Source organism: Cryobacterium sp. PH31-AA6 (assembly GCF_030063195.1).
Taxonomy (GTDB): domain Bacteria; phylum Actinomycetota; class Actinomycetes; order Actinomycetales; family Microbacteriaceae; genus Cryobacterium.
In genome coordinates this window covers 1-16,595 of record NZ_JASISS010000005.1, presented here as the reverse complement: position 1 = coordinate 16,595, position 16,595 = coordinate 1, and the positions used below count along the sequence as shown (strand labels likewise).

The window sequence follows — 16,595 nt, the reverse complement described above, 5'->3', positions numbered from 1 at the left end:
TGAATGTCACTGGGCTGAATGTCACTGGGCTGAATGTCACTGGGCTGAATGTCACTGGGCAATGTCGAACCCCTCCCCGGTCAGGGCCACGAATCGTTCCTCGAGGCTGGCACCGACAACGGAGAAGCCGCGCACCCGCACGCCGTCCGCGACGAGGGCGGCGACGATGGTTTCGGGGGCCGCCGCCTCGGCGGGCAGGGGCGCGCTGAGCACGCCGTCCGCGTGCGGATCGCCCGGAGCCTCGAACCGTTCGGCGACGAGGCCGAGGCCGGCCAGAATCCGCCGGGCGTCGGCGATATCGGGCGTGCGCACTCGCACATGGGCCTCGCCCACCCGGCGAAGTTCGTCGAGGGTGCCCTGGGCCACGAGGCTGCCGGCGCTCATCACCGCGGCGTGGGTGCACATCTGTTCAACCTCGGCAAGCAGGTGGCTGGAGACGAAAACCGTCGTTCCCTCCGCTGCGAGCGAGCGCACCAGGCTGCGAACCTCACGGGTGCCCTGCGGGTCGAGCCCGTTCGTCGGTTCGTCGAGTACGAGCAGGTCGCGTGGGACCAGCAGCGCGTTGGCGATGCCGAGGCGCTGCTTCATGCCGAGCGAGTACGCGCGCACCTTCTTGCCGGCCGCATGGCCGAGGCCGACCCGCTCCAGGGCCAGGCGGACCCGTTCGGTGCGCGTGGCCGAGGAGGCCCCAGGGTCTGCAGCGTCCAGCCGGCGCAGGTTGGCCGCTCCGGAGAGGAACGGGTAGAAGGCCGGCCCCTCGACCAGGGCGCCTACCCGCGGCAGCACATCGCGCAGCCGGCCGGGCATTTCCTGGCCGAGCACGGCAATGTCGCCGCTGCTGGCCGACGCGAGCCCGAGCAGCATCCGGATCGACGTGGTCTTGCCGGACCCGTTCGGGCCGAGGAAGCCGAAGACCGCGCCTCGGGGCACCGCAAGGTCGATGCCGTCGACGGCCGTCTGGTGGCCGAACCGCTTGGTCAGCCCCCGGGTCTCGATCGCCAGGTCGACGGACGGGGTAGCGGAGCTCAACCCCCGACGGCCGCGGCCTGGAGCCGCGCCGACGGCACGGAACCGGCGAAGACCCGGCCGTCGTCGGTGACCAACACATTGATCAGGGCACTGGAGAGCAGCCGACCGCCATCGACGCTCTCGGTGACCTGCGCGAGCATCGGGTCGGCCAGAACGTCGGCCGACACCGTGCCGGCCGGCAGCTCGACGACGGATGCCCAGCCGGTTCCCGCAACGCTCACACCGGGGAGCATGCCCCCGCCGCTCTTGAACTGCTCGGCGAGCGCCTTGGCTTCGGCCTTGGTGGTCGGCATCTTTCCGTCTTCGATGCCGGGCATCGCGGCGTCACTCATCTTCTCGTGCAGGGCGGACGCATCCGGCAACGCCTTTTCCTCGACCGACGCCCCGGCGGGCGGGGTGAACTCGAACCGGTCGGCATCCGGCGCCGTGAGGGAGAGCGTGGAATAGGCGAGGGAGAACGCCGGGGCGGACTGGCCGCGCGCCAGCACCTCGACGCGGAGCGGCATGCCCGTCTCGGAGTCGACCGCTATCGATACCTCGCCAACCAGGGTCTCGTCGGTTCGGGGCGTCAGCCGCAGCTCGTAGGCCGTGCGACCCGCCACCCGGGTGTCCTTGCCGACGCTCACCGCGGTGCTCGGGTCGATCGCCGCGAGCATCCGCTCGGCCAGCTGGGCCGGGGTCTGCTGGGCGGGGGTCTGCTGGGCGCTGTCGGTCGAGGGCCCCGTCATTCCGACCGGGTCGGGGAGGGCGACGTGCAGGGCGGTGTTGTCCTTGGAGTTGTACATCCACAGGTCGGTGGCGTTCCGAACAAGGTCGCGTTCGGCGAGCCGGTCCATGATCTGCACGCGGAGGTTGTCCGGTCCGTCGACGTAGATCCGTGCCGTGTGTGAACCGGTGAGCAGTTCCAGGGCGGAGGAGGCGGACGCGGATGCGCCGGTCCCCGCGTTGCTGCCGGAGCCCGTTCCCGCGCTGGGCAGTTCGGGAAGGCCGAGTTCCGAGGTCTGTTCGATCGTGCCGGAGAGCGCCTGCACGCTGCTGTCGCCGATCATGGCGAGCACCTGGGCGGGGGTCTTGTCCGGCAGGTCGACGGCGGCTCCGGCCTGGAGCGGCACGGTCAGGGCGCCGATGATCACGACGGCGGGAACGACCGCCACGGGGAGCCAGGTGCGTAGATTGCGGCCCATCCGAGCCTCCTTCGACTGGAGTTGATCCTCTTACGATCCTACGTCCGGTCCCGGCGAACCACACCCCTCCCGGTTCAGGAAGCGTGCGCACTCGGTGGATTCTCAGCGGGCGGCGGCCTTCTCGCAACAGCCGGGTGAGCACGCATCGCGCCACGGCCCGAGTCCGGTGAGCGCGGGCCTGACCGAGGCGTCGTCGGTCGACGCGCGCTCAAGCAGAAGGTCGACCAGCCCGCTCACGAAGGCCGGGTGCAGCCCGGGCGTCGGCGTGCGCAGGAAGGCCAGTCCGAGCGCGGCGGCCGTGGCGGCCGCCTCGGTGTCGAGGTCCCAGATCACCTCCATGTGATCGGAGATGAAGCCGAGCGGGACGACCACGACGGCCCTGCCGCCGCGGTGCGCCAGCGCGGTGATCGCGTCGTTGACGTCGGGCTCGAGCCAGGGCATCCCGGGTGGGCCGGAGCGCGACTGGAACGCCAAAGACCAGTCGGGGCGGTGCTCGGCCGGCAATGCGTCCATGATCACGGCGGCGACGGCGCGGTGTTGCGCCTCGTAGGCGCCGCCCGGCCCCCAGTCCAGGTCGCGCGGGCCGCTCGCGGCGGCATCCGCAGACGGGATCGAGTGGGTCGTGAAGAGCACGTGCGTGTCGGCGGGCGCCAGGTTGCGCGCGGCGAGGTCGGCCAGGGCGGACCTGAGCCCGTCGATGAACGGCGTGACGAAGCCGGGGTGGTCGAAGTAGGGGCGCACCGCGTCGATGCTCACCCGGCCGTCGAGTTCGGGATGAGCGGCCGCCTCGGCCAGGTTCTCCCGGTACTGCCGGCAGCTCGAGTATGAGCTGTAGGCGCTGGTCGTGAGCGCGAGCAGCCGGGTGTGCCCCGCCGTGGTCGCCTCGGCCACGGTGTCGCCGAGGTACGGAGTCCAGTTGCGGTTTCCCCAGTAGACCGGCAGGTCGATGCCGCGGCTCGCGAGTTCGGCCTCGAGCGCCGCCCTCAACGCGCGGTTCTGCGCGTTGACGGGGCTGATCCCCCCACACGCCCGGTAGTGCGTCGCCACGGCCTCCAGCCGGGCCTCGGGGATGCCGCGCCCGCGGGTGACATTGCGCAGGAACGGAATGACGTCGTCCTGGCCCTCCGGCCCACCGAATCCGAGCAGCAGCACGGCGTCGTAGGCCCGGATGCCGAGTGCCAGGTCGGGCGTCGGCGTTGTGGACGCCATGTCAGGCGCCGGCGCCGGGGCTCACGGCCGCCGGCGGCTGGTAGGGGCAGGCCGGGTCCTCGCCGAGCGGGTCCCCGCTGTCGGCGTAGGCCCTGGCCCGTGAACCGCCGCAGAGGTCCGCGTAGTCGCAACTGCCGCAGCGCCCGGTGAACTCGGTCGCCCGGATCTGCTTGAGCAGGGGGTTGTCGCGGTAGATCTCCGCGAGGGGCGTTGTGCCGACATTCCCGAGGCCGAGCGGCAGGAACCCGGCCGGGTAGACCTCGCCGTCGTAGGCCACGAAGACGATCCCCTTGCCGTCCCGGGTGGAGGCTGTCTGCGCCCTGGGCAGTCCGATCGGGGCACCCATCAGGGTTTCCAGGCGTTCGGTCAGCGCCAGGTAGCGCGGCGTGACCGGTGCCGGCTCTCCGGCCCGGCGGAGGGCAACCACCCGGCGAAAGAACGGCGCCTCGACCGTGCGCACGATGAAGCCGTGCTGGGACGCGTCGAAGAGGAAGTGACAGATCTCCTCGTGCTCGAGCGCCGAGACGGCCTCGGTGGAGACGCCCCGGCCGACCTGCACGAGGAAGAAGACCTCCCAGATCGACGCACCGGCATCGGCGATGAGGGCCGCGACATCCGCCAGTTCGTCGACGTTGGCGCGCATCACTGTCGTGTTCACCTGCACGGTGAGCCCGGCGGCGGAGAGCGCGCGGATGGCCCGCACGGTGTCCTCGAAGTGGCCGTCAATGCCGCGCACGCCCTCGTGAGTCGCGGCAATCGCACCGTCGAGGCTGATCGAAACCGCCTTGACCCCGCTGGCCGCGATCTTCGCGATCATCTCGTTGGTCAGGGTGGGCGTGACCGACGGCGAGAGCGCGGTCGGCAGGCCGAGGCCGGTGGCGTACTCGACGAGCTCAAAAAGGTCGGGGCGCATCAGGCAGTCGCCGCCGGTGAGCACGAGGATCGGATACGGTCGGCCGAACCCGGCGACCTGGTCGATCAGGTTCTTGCCCTGCTCGGTGGTGAGTTCGCCCGGCAGGGCCTGCATGGTCGCGCTGGCGCGGCAGTGCCGGCACGCGAGCGCGCAGGCGCGGGTGGTCTCCCAGAAGACGAGCATCGGCCGCAGCGCGTAGTCGGGGCCGGCGCCGCGCTTTTTGGTCGGCAGGCTGGGCAGCACGCCGGCGCGGTCGACCGTGTTCACCTCGGCGCCGACGTGGACGTCTCCGACGCTCACGACGCCACCTCGGTGACGGAACGGTCAGCGGTCAGGGCGGCAATCGCGTCAGCGGTGCGTTCGGCGTCGACGATGCAACTGGCCAGTCCGACCCCGCGGTAGGACGACCCGGTGAGGTGGATGCCGGGGAGGGCGAGCAGGGCCGTCGCCGCGGCGTCAAGCCGGGCCTGATGCCCGACAACGTATTGCGGCATCCCCTGGGGCCAGCGCTCGATGTGCCGGTCGATCGGCTCCTGGGTCAGGCCCATGGCCTCGACCAGTTCGCCGTGGACCCGGCCGACGAGGGTGTCGTCATCGAGGTCGAGCCAGCGGGCGTCGCCGCGTCGGCCGACCATGCAGCGGATCAGCACGAGGTCGTCATCGGCGAGGTGCGGCCACTTGGCGCTCGACCAGGTGCAGCCGACGACGAGCCGGCCCTCGATCGGCGGCACCAGGAATCCGGTGCCGTCGAGGTCGGTCGGGACCGCGGCGCTCGGGTAGGCCAGGCAGACGGTGGCCACGTCGACGTAAGGGATTTCGGCCAACGAGACGGCCAGTGCGGGCGACTCGGCGCCCAGCAGGCCAACCGTCACGGCCGCCGAGGTGGCGAGCACGACGGCATCCGCCTCGATGCTCGTGCCGTCGGCGAGGAGAACGGTGTAGCCGCTCGCGGTCCGGGTGAGCAGTGACGCCGGGCTGCCGAGGCGGATGTCGTCGCCGGCCAGCCGGGCGGCGAGGGCGTCGATCAGGGTGGCCAGTCCGCCCCGCAGGGTGACCAGTGGGGAACCGGCGGTTTGCGGCGGGGCTGAGCGGCGGCGTTTGCCGAGGGCGAGGTAGAGGCTGCGGTTGTCGCGGGCGAGGCTCGCCATGTCCGGCGCGGTGCTCAGGGCGCTGAGTTCGTCGGCGCGACCGGCGTGCACTCCGCCGAGCAGCGGGTCGACCAGCCGGTCGAAGACCTCGGCGCCCATCCGCGGGCGCACCAGCTCGGCGATGGTCGGATCGGCGGGCTGCGGACGCCGACGGCGGGGCAGGACGATGTCGAGGGCGGCCCTGGCCACTCCGGCGGGTGAGAGCAGCCCGCTCCGCAGCAGGGGCAGCAGCCGGTCGGGGACTCCGAACAGCGTGCCGGCCGGCAGCCGGCGCAGTTTCCCCCGTGACCAGATGCGCGCACCGCTCGCGTTGGGCGCGACGACGAGGTCCCCGAGGCCGAGGTCCTCGATCAGGGTCGCGACCGCGGGGGAACGCACCATGAGGGCATCAGGTCCGACGTCCACGGAGTGGCCACCGAACGGCACCGACGCGATCTTCCCGCCGAGCCGCGGAGAGCCCTCGACCAGGGTGATCTGCACCTCGTCCGCGAGCCGGCGATGCAGATAGTGTGCACTCGTCAATCCGCTGATTCCGCCGCCGATAATGACAATTCGTTGTCGCGAGTGCACTGTATATTCCTCCAATTGCCGGGCGAGCCAGCGCAGCCGACAGCCAGGGGCAATCCTTGTCATCTTCGATCCTACGGCGGTCGTTGCCACGGATTCCGCGGTGGAGGACCGGTGCGACCGTCGAAACCGGCGGCGTGCACTTCTGTGCACGGAACCCGGCCGCCCGGAAGGCTCGTAGCATGGCTGAGAAGACTTAAGGAGCGTTTGATGAGAATTGTGGTCACCGGCGGAAGCGGAAAACTCGGCAAGACGGTCGTTCGGAGGCTCATCGAGGAGGGGCACGAGGTGCTCAACCTCGACCGTGTCGGGGAGAAGAGTCCCGGCCTCGTGCTGATCGACCTCACCGACTACGGGCAGGTCATCGACGCCGTGCTCGGAGTCGACGACCGGCACTCAGGGTTCGACGCGATTGTGCACCTCGGCGCCATCCCCGCCCCCGGACTGGTTCCTGACGTCGCCACCTTCCACAACAACATCCTCTCCACCTACAACGTGTTCCAGGCGGCCAGGCGCGCCGGCATCCGCCGGCTGGTCTACGCGTCGAGTGAGACGGTGCTCGGGTTGCCGTTCGACCTCGACCCTCCCTACCTGCCCGTCGACGAGGAATACCCGGCGCGGCCGGAGAGCACCTACTCGCTGGTCAAGCACCTGGAAGAAACGATGGCGATCCAGCTCACCCGCTGGGACCCGACGCTGAGCATCACCGCCCTGCGCTTCTCCAATGTGAAGGACCCGGAGGACTATGCGGCATTCCCCGCCTTCGACCACGACGCCACCCTGCGCAAGTGGAACCTGTGGGGCTACATCGACGGCCGCGACGGCGCCCAGGCCGTGCTGCGGGCCCTGGAGAACGCGCAGCCCGGCTTCGAGGCGTTCATCATCGCCGCCGCCGACACCGTGATGAGCCGGCCCGACACCGAGCTCGCGGCCGAGGTGTTCCCCGGCGTCGAGTTCCGCAAGCAGGTCGGCACCAACGAGACCCTGCTCTGCATCGACAAGGCCAGGCGGATGCTCGGTTTCGCCCCGGAACACAGCTGGCGCGACCACGTCGTGGCGGCCCCGGCGACCGACTGAGTGGACCGGATCGGCCGTTGTCGACGGCCGATCCCCGCACTTCCGTCTGCCCCGCGGTCGGGCAACACCAAACCCACGGGTGGAAAAGCGCCGTCCTGGGCATAGAATTATTGCTGTTATCACGACGTATGCATTCCCCGGACCTGGTCCGCATCGCGTCAATCGCAATCTTTGCCGCCGTTGGCTGAGATCCCACCACCGCACGGCCGCCTCCCGATCACAGCACTCAAGCCACAACTCCGTGGTGCTCCGCCTGCAGCCGAGCACCGGTGGCTGGAAAGGCTCTTTCCCCAGCGATGACACTTCCCAGCGACAACTCAGTGGCAGAACCCCCACCTTGGCCCGCATCCTGATTCACCGTCAATCGACAAGCTGAACCCCTTATCCAGGCCGAGACCGAGCAGGGCACCACACATGACATCTCCGCAGAACCCCCTTTCCCACGCCGAAGCACTCGACCGCCTGCACAGCCTGCGCGGCGTGCTCTTCGACCTCGACGGCGTGCTCACCCCGACCGCCGAAGTGCACATGCACGCCTGGTCGCGGCTTTTCACCCCATTCCTCGAGGAACAGGGCGTCTCTCCCGCCTACAGTGACAACGACTACTTCGAGTACATCGACGGCAAGCCCCGCTACGACGGCGTGCGCTCACTGCTCGCCTCGCGCGGCATCACCCTCCCCGACGGCCTGCCGACGGACTCCCCCGACCTGGACACTGTCTGCGGCCTCGGCAACCGCAAGAACGAGGCCTTCAATGAGACCCTGGCCGAGGAGGGCGTGACGCCGTACCCGGGCTCGCTGGAGTTCCTCGACCTCGCCACGAAGACCGGACTCCTCGTCGCCGTCGTCACCAGCTCACGCAACGGCGAAATGACTCTCGCCGCCGCCGGCATCCGCGACCGCTTCGAGGTCGTCGTCGACGGCCTCCTCTCCGCCTCCCGCGGGCTGGCCGGCAAGCCGGCCCCCGCCACCTACGAGCTGGGCGCCGAGTTGCTCGGGCTCACCGCTGCCGAGTGCGTCGTCGTCGAAGACGCCCAGTCGGGCATCCAGGCCGGCCGCGCCGGCAACTTCGGGCTCGTGCTCGGCGTCGACCGGGGCGTGGGCAGGCAGACGCTGCTCGACGCGGGCGCCGACATCGTGGTCTCCGACCTCGACGAGCTCGTGCACGCAGCCGCTAATTCCATCCCGAACACCACCTCAGCCACCACGGAGGCGAACGCATGAACCTGAACCCCTCGGATCCCCTGGACCGCAACCGGTTCCCCGTCGATGAGTGGGCGCTGGTCGAGACAGCGTTCTCCGGCGACGACATGGGCCGCACCGAGACCCTGTTCGCGGTCGGCAACGGCTACCTCGGTCTGCGCGGCAACGTCGACGAGGGTCGCGACGGCCACGTGCAGGGCACCTTCATCAACGGCTTCCACGAGACCTGGCCGATCCGGCACGCGGAGGAGGCCTACGGTTTCGCTCGCGTCGGCCAGACCATCGTCAACGCCCCCGATGCCAAGGTCATTCGCATCTACGTCGACGACGAGCCCCTCGTGCTGACCCTCGCCGACCTGCTCAGCTACGAACGCCGCCTGGACTTCGCCGACGGCGTGCTCTCGCGCTCCCTCGTCTGGCGGACGCCATCGGGCAAGCGAGTGCTGATCCGGTCCCGCCGGATGGTCTCCTTCACCGAACGTCACCTCGCCGTGCTGCAGTACGAGGTGACCCTGCTCGATGCGGATGCCTCGATCGTCATCTCCAGCCAGATTCTCAACCGCCAGGACGGCATCGGCGAGTACGACCAGCCCAAGGCCACCAACGGCAAGGACTTCGACCCGCGCAAGGCCGAGTCATTCACCGAGCGGGTGCTGCAGCCGCGGTTCAAGCGAGCCTCGGACGGCCGCTACCTCCTCGGTTTCCGCTGCACCAACTCGGGCATGACCATCGCCTGCGGCGCAGACCACGCGATCGACACTGCCGACGAGTTCGAGGAGTCCTCGCAGATCGGGGACGACGTCGCGAAGCACGTCTACAAGATCAAGGCCACGCAGGGCAACGTCATCCGCCTGACCAAGACCCTGAGCTACCACACCTCGGTCGGCGTGCCCACTCACGAGCTCGCCGACCGCTGCGACCGCACGCTCGACCGCGCTCGGGACGAGGGCCTCGAGTCCATCCTCACCGCGCAGCGCGACTGGCTCAGCGCCTTCTGGGCCCGCACGGATGTCCAGCTGGCCGGCCAGCCCTCGCTGCAGCAGGCCACCCGATGGAACCTGTTCCAGCTCGCCCAGGCCTCGATGCGCGCCGACGGCCAGGGAGTGTCCGCGAAGGGGGTCTCCGGCTCCGGCTATGGCGGCCACTACTTCTGGGACACCGAGGTCTATGTGCTGCCGTTCCTCACCTACACGTCCCCGAACGCCGCCCGAAACGCCCTGCGCTTCCGGCACGCGATGCTCGAGCATGCGCGCGTCCGCGCCCGTGAGCTCAACCAGCTCGGTGCCCTCTTCCCGTGGCGCACGATCAACGGCCTCGAGTCCTCGGCCTATTACGCCGCCGGAACAGCGCAGTATCACATCGATGCCGACGTCTCCTATGCCCTCGGCCAGTATGTTTCCGCCACCGGCGACGAGGATTTCCTCTCCCGGGAGGCGATCGACATCCTCGTCGAGACCGCCCGGATGTGGGCTGACCTCGGGTTCTGGCGCGGAAACGGCAACGACGTGTTCCACATCCACGGCGTCACCGGACCCGACGAGTACACGACCGTCGTCAACGACAACCTGTACACGAACATCATGGCCAGGGCGAACCTCCGCTCAGCCGTGACGGCCGTGCGGCGTCTGCGCTACATCGACATCGAGTCCTACGACGCCATGGTCGCGCGACTCGGCCTCGACCAGACGGAGGTCGTGGAGTGGGCCTTCGCCGCTGAGGCAATGCACATCCCGTTCGACGAGACGCTCGGCATCCACCCGCAGGATGCCCAGTTCCTGGAGAAGGAACGCTGGGACCTCTCGGCGACGCCGGACGCTCACCGGCCGCTCCTGCTCCACTACCATCCCCTCGTGATCTACCGCTTCCAGGTGCTCAAGCAGGCCGATGTCGTGCTCGCCCTCCTCCTGCAGGGCGACCAATTCACGGCCGAACAGAAGCGCGCGGACTTCGACTACTACGACCCGATCACGACCGGCGACTCGACCCTGTCCGACGTCGTCCAGTCGATCATCGCGGCCGAGGTCGGCTACCACGAGCTCGCGCTCAAGCACTTCACCTCCGGCCTCTTCGTCGACCTCGCCGACCTCCACCACAACGCTGCGGACGGCGTGCACGTTGCGTCGGCCGGCGGCGTCTGGAGTGCGCTCGTCTACGGCTTCGGCGGCCTGCGCGACCACAACGGGCGGATCACCCTCGACCCGCGCCTGCCCGTCGACTGGGAGGAACTCACCTTCCGGATCACGCTCAAGGGCACCCGGGTGCGATTCGACCTCAGGCAGGAGGAGATCGTGCTCACCATCGAAGACGGCGACACCGCAAAGCTCGCCGTGCGCGGCGTGCAGTTCGACCTTCGGGCCGGCCACCCCGTGACGGTCCCGCTGTCCCACCAGGGTCTCCGCGACCCGGGCGCCCCCTCGGCGGCTGCATTCGAGGGCGGCCACCGCGCGGACGGCACCGTCATCACCTCCTCGATCCCGACGATCTCCCACGAGTTCGACTTCGAGACCCAGGACTGACCAGCCGGTAACGAGAGAAGGCCCCCACTTCGGTGGGGGCCTTTTTTGGGCCTGGAGCACCACCGGCCCGGGACATAGGGACCGCGCTCGCCTAGCCGGGGCCGAACTCCAGGAAGCCGAGACCGCGCAGGTCGAGCCAACGCCGGCCATCGCGCTCGACAAGGCGCAGGAGCACTCCATCGCAGATGGAGCAGCTCAGGATCACACCGTGTGAGTTCGGATACCAGCGCGCACCCGCCAGCACCGCGACGGCACCGCAGTGCTCGCATTGCCCACGGGCAACGGTCACGTCGAGGGCAAACAGCTCGGAGAGGGGCCCCGCGGCGGCGTTCCCGTCGAGATAGTCATCGTTGCCCGCGGCCATCAACGCCCCGTCGTGTGACTCGATCATGAACTTCCGTCCATTCCTCCGTAGCGCTCGGCTCTGATCCGGTCCGGCGAATGCCCGGCCTGAACGAGTCGGTCCGCAATGGCCTCGACGAAACCGGTGGCGCCGCACACATACACGGCCGGGGCGATCCCGGGTGGAAACACGACGGATTCGAGGGTCGCGGCATCCAGTCGCCCGGCGGGAGTCGGCCAGCCCGGCGGCACCCGGCGCGTGTAGACCCAGGTCAGCGTGAATCGGTGCGACGATCGGGACATCGACTCGAGTTCGCTGCGGTAGAAGGCGGATTCCGGGTCGCGCACCGAGTAGAGCAGCCGAAACTCCGACGGGTTGGCGGATGCCTCGTGGGCGCGGATCATCGCCATCAGTGGCACGACGCCCGATCCCCCGGCAATGAGCTGCACAGGAGAGTGGTCTTCCGGGCGCCAGACGAACCAGCCGCCGATCGGGCCTCGCACCTCGAGCCGGTCGCCGGGCGAGAGCCCTGTGACGAGATAGGGCGACACCTCCCCATCGGCCAGTTCCTCCACGGTGATCTCCAGTTCGTCGCCTGGCAGGGCCGACGCCACCGAGTAGGAGCGGACCGCGCTGTACCCGTCCTCCGCGGTGAGTCGCACGTCGATATGTTGTCCGGCGAGGTGCCCGGTGAGTCCCGGCAACCGCAACCGGATCGTCCGGGCAGTCGGCGTCTCGACTCGCACCTCCAGGACGTCTGCCACGTTCCAGCCGCTTCTCACCAGTACCGCTCTTCGCGCCAGGGGTCGCCGTGCAGGTGATACCCGTTGCTTTCCCAGAATCCCGGAGCATCGTGACGGAGCAACTCGAGGCCGCGCACCCACTTGGCGCTCTTCCAGAAGTAGAGGTGGGGAATCAGGAGCCGGGCGGGCCCGCCGTGTTCGGCCGCCAGCGCCGAGCCGTCGAATTGATGCACGATCCAGGCCTTTCCATCGCGCAGATCCGCGACCGGCACATTCGTCGTGTAGCCGCCGTAGCTGTGAGCCATGCTGTACTCGGCCGTCGACTCGACCGAGTCGAGCAAGGTGTCGAGGGAGACCCCGCGCCAGCCGGTGCCGAGCTTCGACCAGCTGGTGACGCAGTGGATGTCGACGGTCACGTCTTCCTGCGGCAGCGTGATGAACTCCTCCCAGCTCCACCGATGAGCCCCGCCGGCCTCGGTCCTGATGGTGAATTCCCACTCGTCCTCACGAATTCTCGGAGTGGGCCCCGCGGACAGGACGGGGAAATCCTCGGTCAGGTGCTGACCAGGAGGCAGTCCGGGCACGTCCCTTCGTCTACGACCGAAAAATCCTGGCGAAATGATGCCCATGGTCTTCTCCTCCGCAACACAGACACCGGGCCGACAGGGCCAAGTGGTAGGAGCCTACCGCCGCGCCTTCCCATGGTCTACGGTGTCCCAGAGCGTGCCGAAAGCCCAGAGAACGGATCGTTGTGACTACCACCGAGGAACCACCAGCCGTGCTGCGGTATGCCGCGTTCGCCGCCACGCCGGAGGGAGGCAATCCGGCCGGAATCGTCCTGTCGGCCGGCGAGCTTGACGGCTCGGCCATGCAGGGCATCGCCGCCGAGGTCGGTTACGCCGAGACCGCGTTCGTGACCGAGCGCGACGTCACAGGGGACCCGCGCCGACTCCGGATCCGTTTCTTCTCCCCGGTTGCGGAGGTGCCGTTCTGCGGACACGCGACGATCGCCACCGCGATCGCTCTCGCAGAGCGGGAGGGGGTGGGCACCTTCGTGTTCGACACCCCCGTCGGCCCGGTCGTGATCGAGACGACGGCCGGAGCGGCCGGGATCGTCGCCGCGTTCACGAGCGTGGAGCCGGAGCTGGCGCCGCTCGAGCCCGAGATCGAGAACGAACTGCTCTCCCTGCTCGGGCTCATGCGCAGCGACCTGGACGCGCGGTATCCGTTGCGCTCTGCCTTCGCAGGCAATTGGCATCCGATCGTGGTCGTGCGGGATCGGGCACGGTTCGACGGGTTCACCTTCGACCCGGCATCGATGCGCACGCTGATGGATGCCCAGGGCTGGCAGGGAACCGTCTCCGTGCTGCACGCGACCACCCCGACCGATTTCGCGGCGCGCAACCTGTTTCCGGTGGGCACCCTGACCGAGGACCCCGCGACCGGATCGGCGGCGGCTTCGCTGGGCGGCTACCTCCGCGCGACCGGCTCGATTGCCGCGCCCGCGACGGTCGTGGTGCACCAGGGTGAGCATGTGGGGCGGCCGAGCCTGCTCACGGTCGAGATCCCCCGCTCCGGGGGGATCGTGGTCAGCGGGTCAGCGGTGACGATCGCCTGAGAGCGGCTGGCGGAGGGGAACGGTCAGGGCGCCGGGGCCCCGGACGCGCCGGTCGGTCGCTCCAGTTCGTGGGCGAGCGCCTCGAGTTCCGCGCCTCCCGCCATCAGTCCGGTCATCTCTTCGATCGTGATTTCACTCTTTGCGAAATCGCCCAGGCTCGTACCTCTGTTCAGGAGCAGAAAGCGATCGCCGACGGGATAGGCGTGGTGCGGGTTGTGGGTGATGAACACCACGCCAAGCCCGCGGTCCCGTGCGCGGGCGATGTAGGTGAGTACGACACCGGCCTGTTTGACGCCGAGCGCAGAGGTCGGCTCGTCGAGGATGACGACCTTGGCGCCGAAGTGCACTGCTCGTGCGATGGCGACCGACTGCCGCTCTCCCCCGGAGAGCGTGCCGACGGGTTGATCGACGTCCCGAAGATCGATCCCCATCTTGGCGAGTTCGTCCCTGGTGATCGTGCGCATCGCCTGGACATCGAGCCTGCGAAACGGCCCGACCCCCCGAGTCAACTCAGAACCGAGAAAGAAGTTACGCCAGACCGGCATCAGCGGCACCACGGCCAGGTCTTGATAGACCGTGGCGATTCCGAGGTCCAGTGCCTCGCGTGGATTGGAGAATCTGCGCTCCTCACCGAAGGCGAGAAGCGTGCCCTCCGAGTGCTGGTGCGCTCCGGCGAGGATCTTGATGAACGTGGACTTGCCTGCGCCGTTGTCGCCGAGAACGCAGAGAACCTCCCCGGCGCTGACCGACGCGCTGACGCCCTGCAACGCGATGATCGAACCGTAGGCCTTGCCGATGTCTCGCACTTCGAGGATGGGCGGGGCGCCGGCTGAGATCTTCTCGGTCATGATCGGACTCCTGCCTGCCTGCGAACGTAGAGGTTGACGAGAACGGCGAGCAGGAGCATCCCGCCGAGGAACGCCTTCAACCAGTTGTTGTCCCATTGGGCGAAGACGATGCCCTGCAGGGTCATTCCGTAGATGAGCGCACCGAGGGCCGCGCCGAAGGCGGAGCCGTAACCACCCGTGAGCAGGCATCCGCCGACCACCGCGCAGATGATGTAAATGAACTCCTGGCCGATGCCGGTCGTCGCCTGCACGGTGGATACGTCGAAGAGCTGCAGCATTCCCACCAGCCAACCGGCTCCGGCCGTGACCATGAACAGGCCGACCTTGGTTTTCAGCACCGGAACACCCATCTCGCGAGCACTCGCTACCGCCCCGCCAACCGCGAAGATCCAGTTCCCGGCCTTCGTGCGGAGGAGGACCCAGGTGGCAAGGGCAACAATAATGACCCACCAGACCACGGAGATCTTCAGGTCCATCCCGAGGAACGGAAAGGACGACCCGAAGAAGATCTTGACGGCGTCGAAGCCTGGAACCGCGCTCAGGCCCTGAATCGCAACGGTGCCCGTGATCTGTTTTGTCACGGCGAGGTTGAGTCCCTGAAGAATGAAGAAGGTCGCCAGCGTCACGATGAAGCTGGGCAGGCCCGTCCTCATCACGATGTAGCCGTTGCCGGCGCCGATGGCCAGCGCCACCACGAGGGCTATCACCATTGCGAGCCAGATGTTCACGCCCCACTCGGTGGTGATCACTCCCACTATGAGTCCGGTGGTGCCGGTCATGGCTCCCGCGGAGAGGTCGAACTCGCCACCGATCATGAGCAGGGCAACGGCGACGGCCATGACGCCGAACAGGGAGGACGAATAGAGCCAGGTCGAGACGCCCGCGGGAGTCAGGAAGGTCTGGGTCGAGAGCGAGAAGAAGAGGAAGATCGCCAGGGCGGCAACCGCCGCTCCGACCTCGGGTCGGCGCAGCATCGTGATCAGCGGGCCGGCCTTTCGGATGCGTTCGTCCGCACCCTGGGACACAGTGGCTGTTGGGGTCATCGCGTACCGCTCTTCGCGAACTTCGCGACCTTCGCAGCGTTCTCCTTGGTCACGAAGGCCGGGCCGGAGTAGACGGGCTGCCCGCCGCCGACGACGTCGCCGTTGCGCTTCTCCAGCACAAGGAACACGACCGGGAGGTACCCCTGGGAGTACGGCTGCTGATCCACGGCGAACAGAATCTTCCCATCCTCGATGAGCGTTGTGATGTCTGCGGAGACGTCAAATGTCGCCAGGGTCGCCTTGCTCTTCGCCTCGGTCACAGCCTGGCTCGCGGCCACAGCGATCGACGAATTGAGCGTGAGCACACCGTCGACGGACGGATCAGCGAGGAGCTTGCTCTTGATGGTGTTTTGCGTGTCCGCGAGGTTGGCCACGTCGACCTGCAGATTGCTCATGGTGCCCCCGAGCGTGTCTGCGGCGCCCTTACAGCGCTCTTCCAGGCCGGAGTTTCCGGCCTCGTGGATCACGCAGATCGCGTTCTTCACGCCGGCCGCGGCCAATTTCTCGCCTGCAGCCTGGCCCGCGATGAATTCGCTCTGCCCGATGTGGGTCTGCGCACCGAACTCCTCGGATTTCTCGAGGCCGGAGTTGATGGTGATGACCGGAATTCCCGCAGCGACGGCTTTCTCGACGGCACCCTTGACGCCGTCCGGGTTCGCCATGGACACAATCAGGCCGTCCGGCCTGGAGGCGACCGCAGCGTCGATGAGTTGGCTTTGCTTGACCGGGTCGCCGTCACCCTGATAGGTGATGGTCGCTCCCAGATCCTTGCCCGCCTGCTCGGCTCCGCTCTTGACGACATCCCAGAAGGCATCGCCCGCTGTGCCGTGCGTGACGACGGCGATGGTCGCCTTCTCACCGGAGGCAACTCCGGTCGTGCCGGCGTCCTTGACGCCGTTGGCGGTGCAGCCGGTGAGTGCGATCGGGATGACGACCAGGGCCGCCAGCCAACGTGTTGAGTGCTTCATTTTGTTCCTCGGGACTGCCCCGAGTTCAGTGCACTCGAAGGGTTGCTGGATTCACTCGGCCCTGAGGGCCACAGTTATTGTCTCAAACTCGATCGGGATCAGTGCTTCGCCGAACAAATCGGCTGCCCGCGAGGTGGTCGAGCCACCGCAGGTGACCCACTCCCGGCGGATCATACGAAAGGGTAT

General features: G+C 68.3%; 15 protein-coding genes. 4 read left to right on the top strand and 11 right to left on the bottom strand.

From position 1 onward, the window contains the following. Positions 1–51: 51 nt before the first annotated feature. From QMG61_RS05665 to hemG, 5 genes are all read right to left on the bottom strand, one after another. On the bottom strand, positions 52–1,029 hold the full coding sequence (locus QMG61_RS05665; protein WP_283493368.1) for an ABC transporter ATP-binding protein: 978 nt from the start codon (positions 1,027–1,029) through the stop codon (positions 52–54). Further along, positions 1,026–2,213 (bottom strand): LolA family protein, encoded by a 1,188-nt coding sequence (locus QMG61_RS05660; RefSeq protein WP_283493367.1) that lies wholly within the window; start codon positions 2,211–2,213, stop codon positions 1,026–1,028. The genes QMG61_RS05665 and QMG61_RS05660 overlap by 4 nt, the downstream gene beginning before the upstream one ends. A 102-nt stretch (positions 2,214–2,315) precedes the next feature. After that, entirely contained in the window at positions 2,316–3,422 is a 1,107-nt protein-coding gene (locus tag QMG61_RS05655) for a ferrochelatase (RefSeq protein ID WP_283493366.1), read from the bottom strand. 1 nt (position 3,423) lies between these two features. After that, positions 3,424–4,635, bottom strand: coding sequence for a TIGR04053 family radical SAM/SPASM domain-containing protein (locus QMG61_RS05650; protein WP_283493365.1), 1,212 nt, complete (start codon positions 4,633–4,635; stop codon positions 3,424–3,426). Continuing rightward, positions 4,632–6,116 carry a protoporphyrinogen oxidase gene (gene hemG, locus QMG61_RS05645; RefSeq protein WP_283493364.1) on the bottom strand — a complete coding sequence of 495 codons (1,485 nt, stop codon included), beginning with the start codon at positions 6,114–6,116 and terminating at the stop codon, positions 4,632–4,634. The genes QMG61_RS05650 and hemG overlap by 4 nt, the downstream gene beginning before the upstream one ends. Before the next feature lie 144 nt (positions 6,117–6,260). On the opposite strand from hemG, the gene QMG61_RS05640 reads away from it, so the two are divergent. The 3 genes from QMG61_RS05640 (at position 6,261) to QMG61_RS05630 (ending at position 10,846) form a co-directional block, all read left to right on the top strand. Continuing rightward, positions 6,261–7,127 carry an NAD-dependent epimerase/dehydratase family protein gene (locus QMG61_RS05640; protein ID WP_283493363.1) on the top strand — a complete coding sequence of 289 codons (867 nt, stop codon included), beginning with the start codon at positions 6,261–6,263 and terminating at the stop codon, positions 7,125–7,127. Positions 7,128–7,541: 414 nt separating this feature from the next. Beyond that, entirely contained in the window at positions 7,542–8,351 is an 810-nt protein-coding gene (locus tag QMG61_RS05635; protein ID WP_283493362.1) for an HAD family hydrolase, read from the top strand. Next, positions 8,348–10,846, top strand: coding sequence for a glycoside hydrolase family 65 protein (locus QMG61_RS05630; RefSeq protein ID WP_283493361.1), 2,499 nt, complete (start codon positions 8,348–8,350; stop codon positions 10,844–10,846). Before QMG61_RS05635 ends, QMG61_RS05630 begins: the two co-directional genes overlap by 4 nt. Positions 10,847–10,937: 91 nt before the next feature. Here QMG61_RS05630 and QMG61_RS05625 read toward each other — a convergent pair whose 3' ends face one another. The 3 genes from QMG61_RS05625 to QMG61_RS05615 are packed head-to-tail and all read right to left on the bottom strand — an operon-like array spanning position 10,938 to position 12,561. Further along, a complete protein-coding gene (locus tag QMG61_RS05625) occupies positions 10,938–11,237 on the bottom strand; it encodes a DUF6510 family protein (RefSeq protein WP_283493360.1) in 300 nt (99 codons plus the stop codon). After that, positions 11,234–11,953: a ferredoxin reductase gene (locus tag QMG61_RS05620; RefSeq protein ID WP_283493359.1), complete on the bottom strand. Its 720-nt coding sequence runs from the start codon at positions 11,951–11,953 to the stop codon at positions 11,234–11,236. The genes QMG61_RS05625 and QMG61_RS05620 overlap by 4 nt, the downstream gene beginning before the upstream one ends. Before the next feature lie 14 nt (positions 11,954–11,967). Then, positions 11,968–12,561: a sulfite oxidase-like oxidoreductase gene (locus QMG61_RS05615; RefSeq protein ID WP_283493358.1), complete on the bottom strand. Its 594-nt coding sequence runs from the start codon at positions 12,559–12,561 to the stop codon at positions 11,968–11,970. Between the two features lie 122 nt (positions 12,562–12,683). Here QMG61_RS05615 and QMG61_RS05610 point away from each other — a divergent pair, with 122 nt between their 5' ends. Beyond that, positions 12,684–13,550, top strand: a complete 867-nt coding sequence (locus QMG61_RS05610) for a PhzF family phenazine biosynthesis protein (protein ID WP_283493357.1) — start codon at positions 12,684–12,686, stop codon at positions 13,548–13,550. 23 nt (positions 13,551–13,573) lie between these two features. Here QMG61_RS05610 and QMG61_RS05605 read toward each other — a convergent pair whose 3' ends face one another. Genes QMG61_RS05605 through QMG61_RS05595 form a run of 3 tightly spaced genes read right to left on the bottom strand, consistent with a single transcriptional unit; the run spans position 13,574 to position 16,409 of the window. Further along, on the bottom strand, positions 13,574–14,398 hold the full coding sequence (locus QMG61_RS05605) for an ATP-binding cassette domain-containing protein (RefSeq protein WP_283493356.1): 825 nt from the start codon (positions 14,396–14,398) through the stop codon (positions 13,574–13,576). Continuing rightward, positions 14,395–15,441 carry an ABC transporter permease gene (locus tag QMG61_RS05600; protein WP_283493355.1) on the bottom strand — a complete coding sequence of 349 codons (1,047 nt, stop codon included), beginning with the start codon at positions 15,439–15,441 and terminating at the stop codon, positions 14,395–14,397. Before QMG61_RS05600 ends, QMG61_RS05605 begins: the two co-directional genes overlap by 4 nt. Then, on the bottom strand, positions 15,438–16,409 hold the full coding sequence (locus QMG61_RS05595) for a sugar ABC transporter substrate-binding protein (protein WP_283493354.1): 972 nt from the start codon (positions 16,407–16,409) through the stop codon (positions 15,438–15,440). The genes QMG61_RS05600 and QMG61_RS05595 overlap by 4 nt, the downstream gene beginning before the upstream one ends. Positions 16,410–16,595: the final 186 nt, after the last annotated feature.

What these genes read in the sequence shown, in the direction of transcription:
- QMG61_RS05655 (WP_283493366.1), bottom strand. Translation starts at nt 3,422, where the DNA reads ATGGCGTCCACAACGCCGACGCCCGACCTGGCACTCGGCATCCGGGCC.
- QMG61_RS05660 (WP_283493367.1), bottom strand. Translation starts at nt 2,213, where the DNA reads ATGGGCCGCAATCTACGCACCTGGCTCCCCGTGGCGGTCGTTCCCGCC.
- QMG61_RS05595 (WP_283493354.1), bottom strand. Translation starts at nt 16,409, where the DNA reads ATGAAGCACTCAACACGTTGGCTGGCGGCCCTGGTCGTCATCCCGATC.
- QMG61_RS05640 (WP_283493363.1), top strand. Translation starts at nt 6,261, where the DNA reads ATGAGAATTGTGGTCACCGGCGGAAGCGGAAAACTCGGCAAGACGGTC.
- QMG61_RS05615 (WP_283493358.1), bottom strand. Translation starts at nt 12,561, where the DNA reads ATGGGCATCATTTCGCCAGGATTTTTCGGTCGTAGACGAAGGGACGTG.
- hemG (WP_283493364.1), bottom strand. Translation starts at nt 6,116, where the DNA reads ATGACAAGGATTGCCCCTGGCTGTCGGCTGCGCTGGCTCGCCCGGCAA.
- QMG61_RS05625 (WP_283493360.1), bottom strand. Translation starts at nt 11,237, where the DNA reads ATGATCGAGTCACACGACGGGGCGTTGATGGCCGCGGGCAACGATGAC.
- QMG61_RS05605 (WP_283493356.1), bottom strand. Translation starts at nt 14,398, where the DNA reads ATGACCGAGAAGATCTCAGCCGGCGCCCCGCCCATCCTCGAAGTGCGA.
- QMG61_RS05600 (WP_283493355.1), bottom strand. Translation starts at nt 15,441, where the DNA reads ATGACCCCAACAGCCACTGTGTCCCAGGGTGCGGACGAACGCATCCGA.
- QMG61_RS05635 (WP_283493362.1), top strand. Translation starts at nt 7,542, where the DNA reads ATGACATCTCCGCAGAACCCCCTTTCCCACGCCGAAGCACTCGACCGC.
- QMG61_RS05630 (WP_283493361.1), top strand. Translation starts at nt 8,348, where the DNA reads ATGAACCTGAACCCCTCGGATCCCCTGGACCGCAACCGGTTCCCCGTC.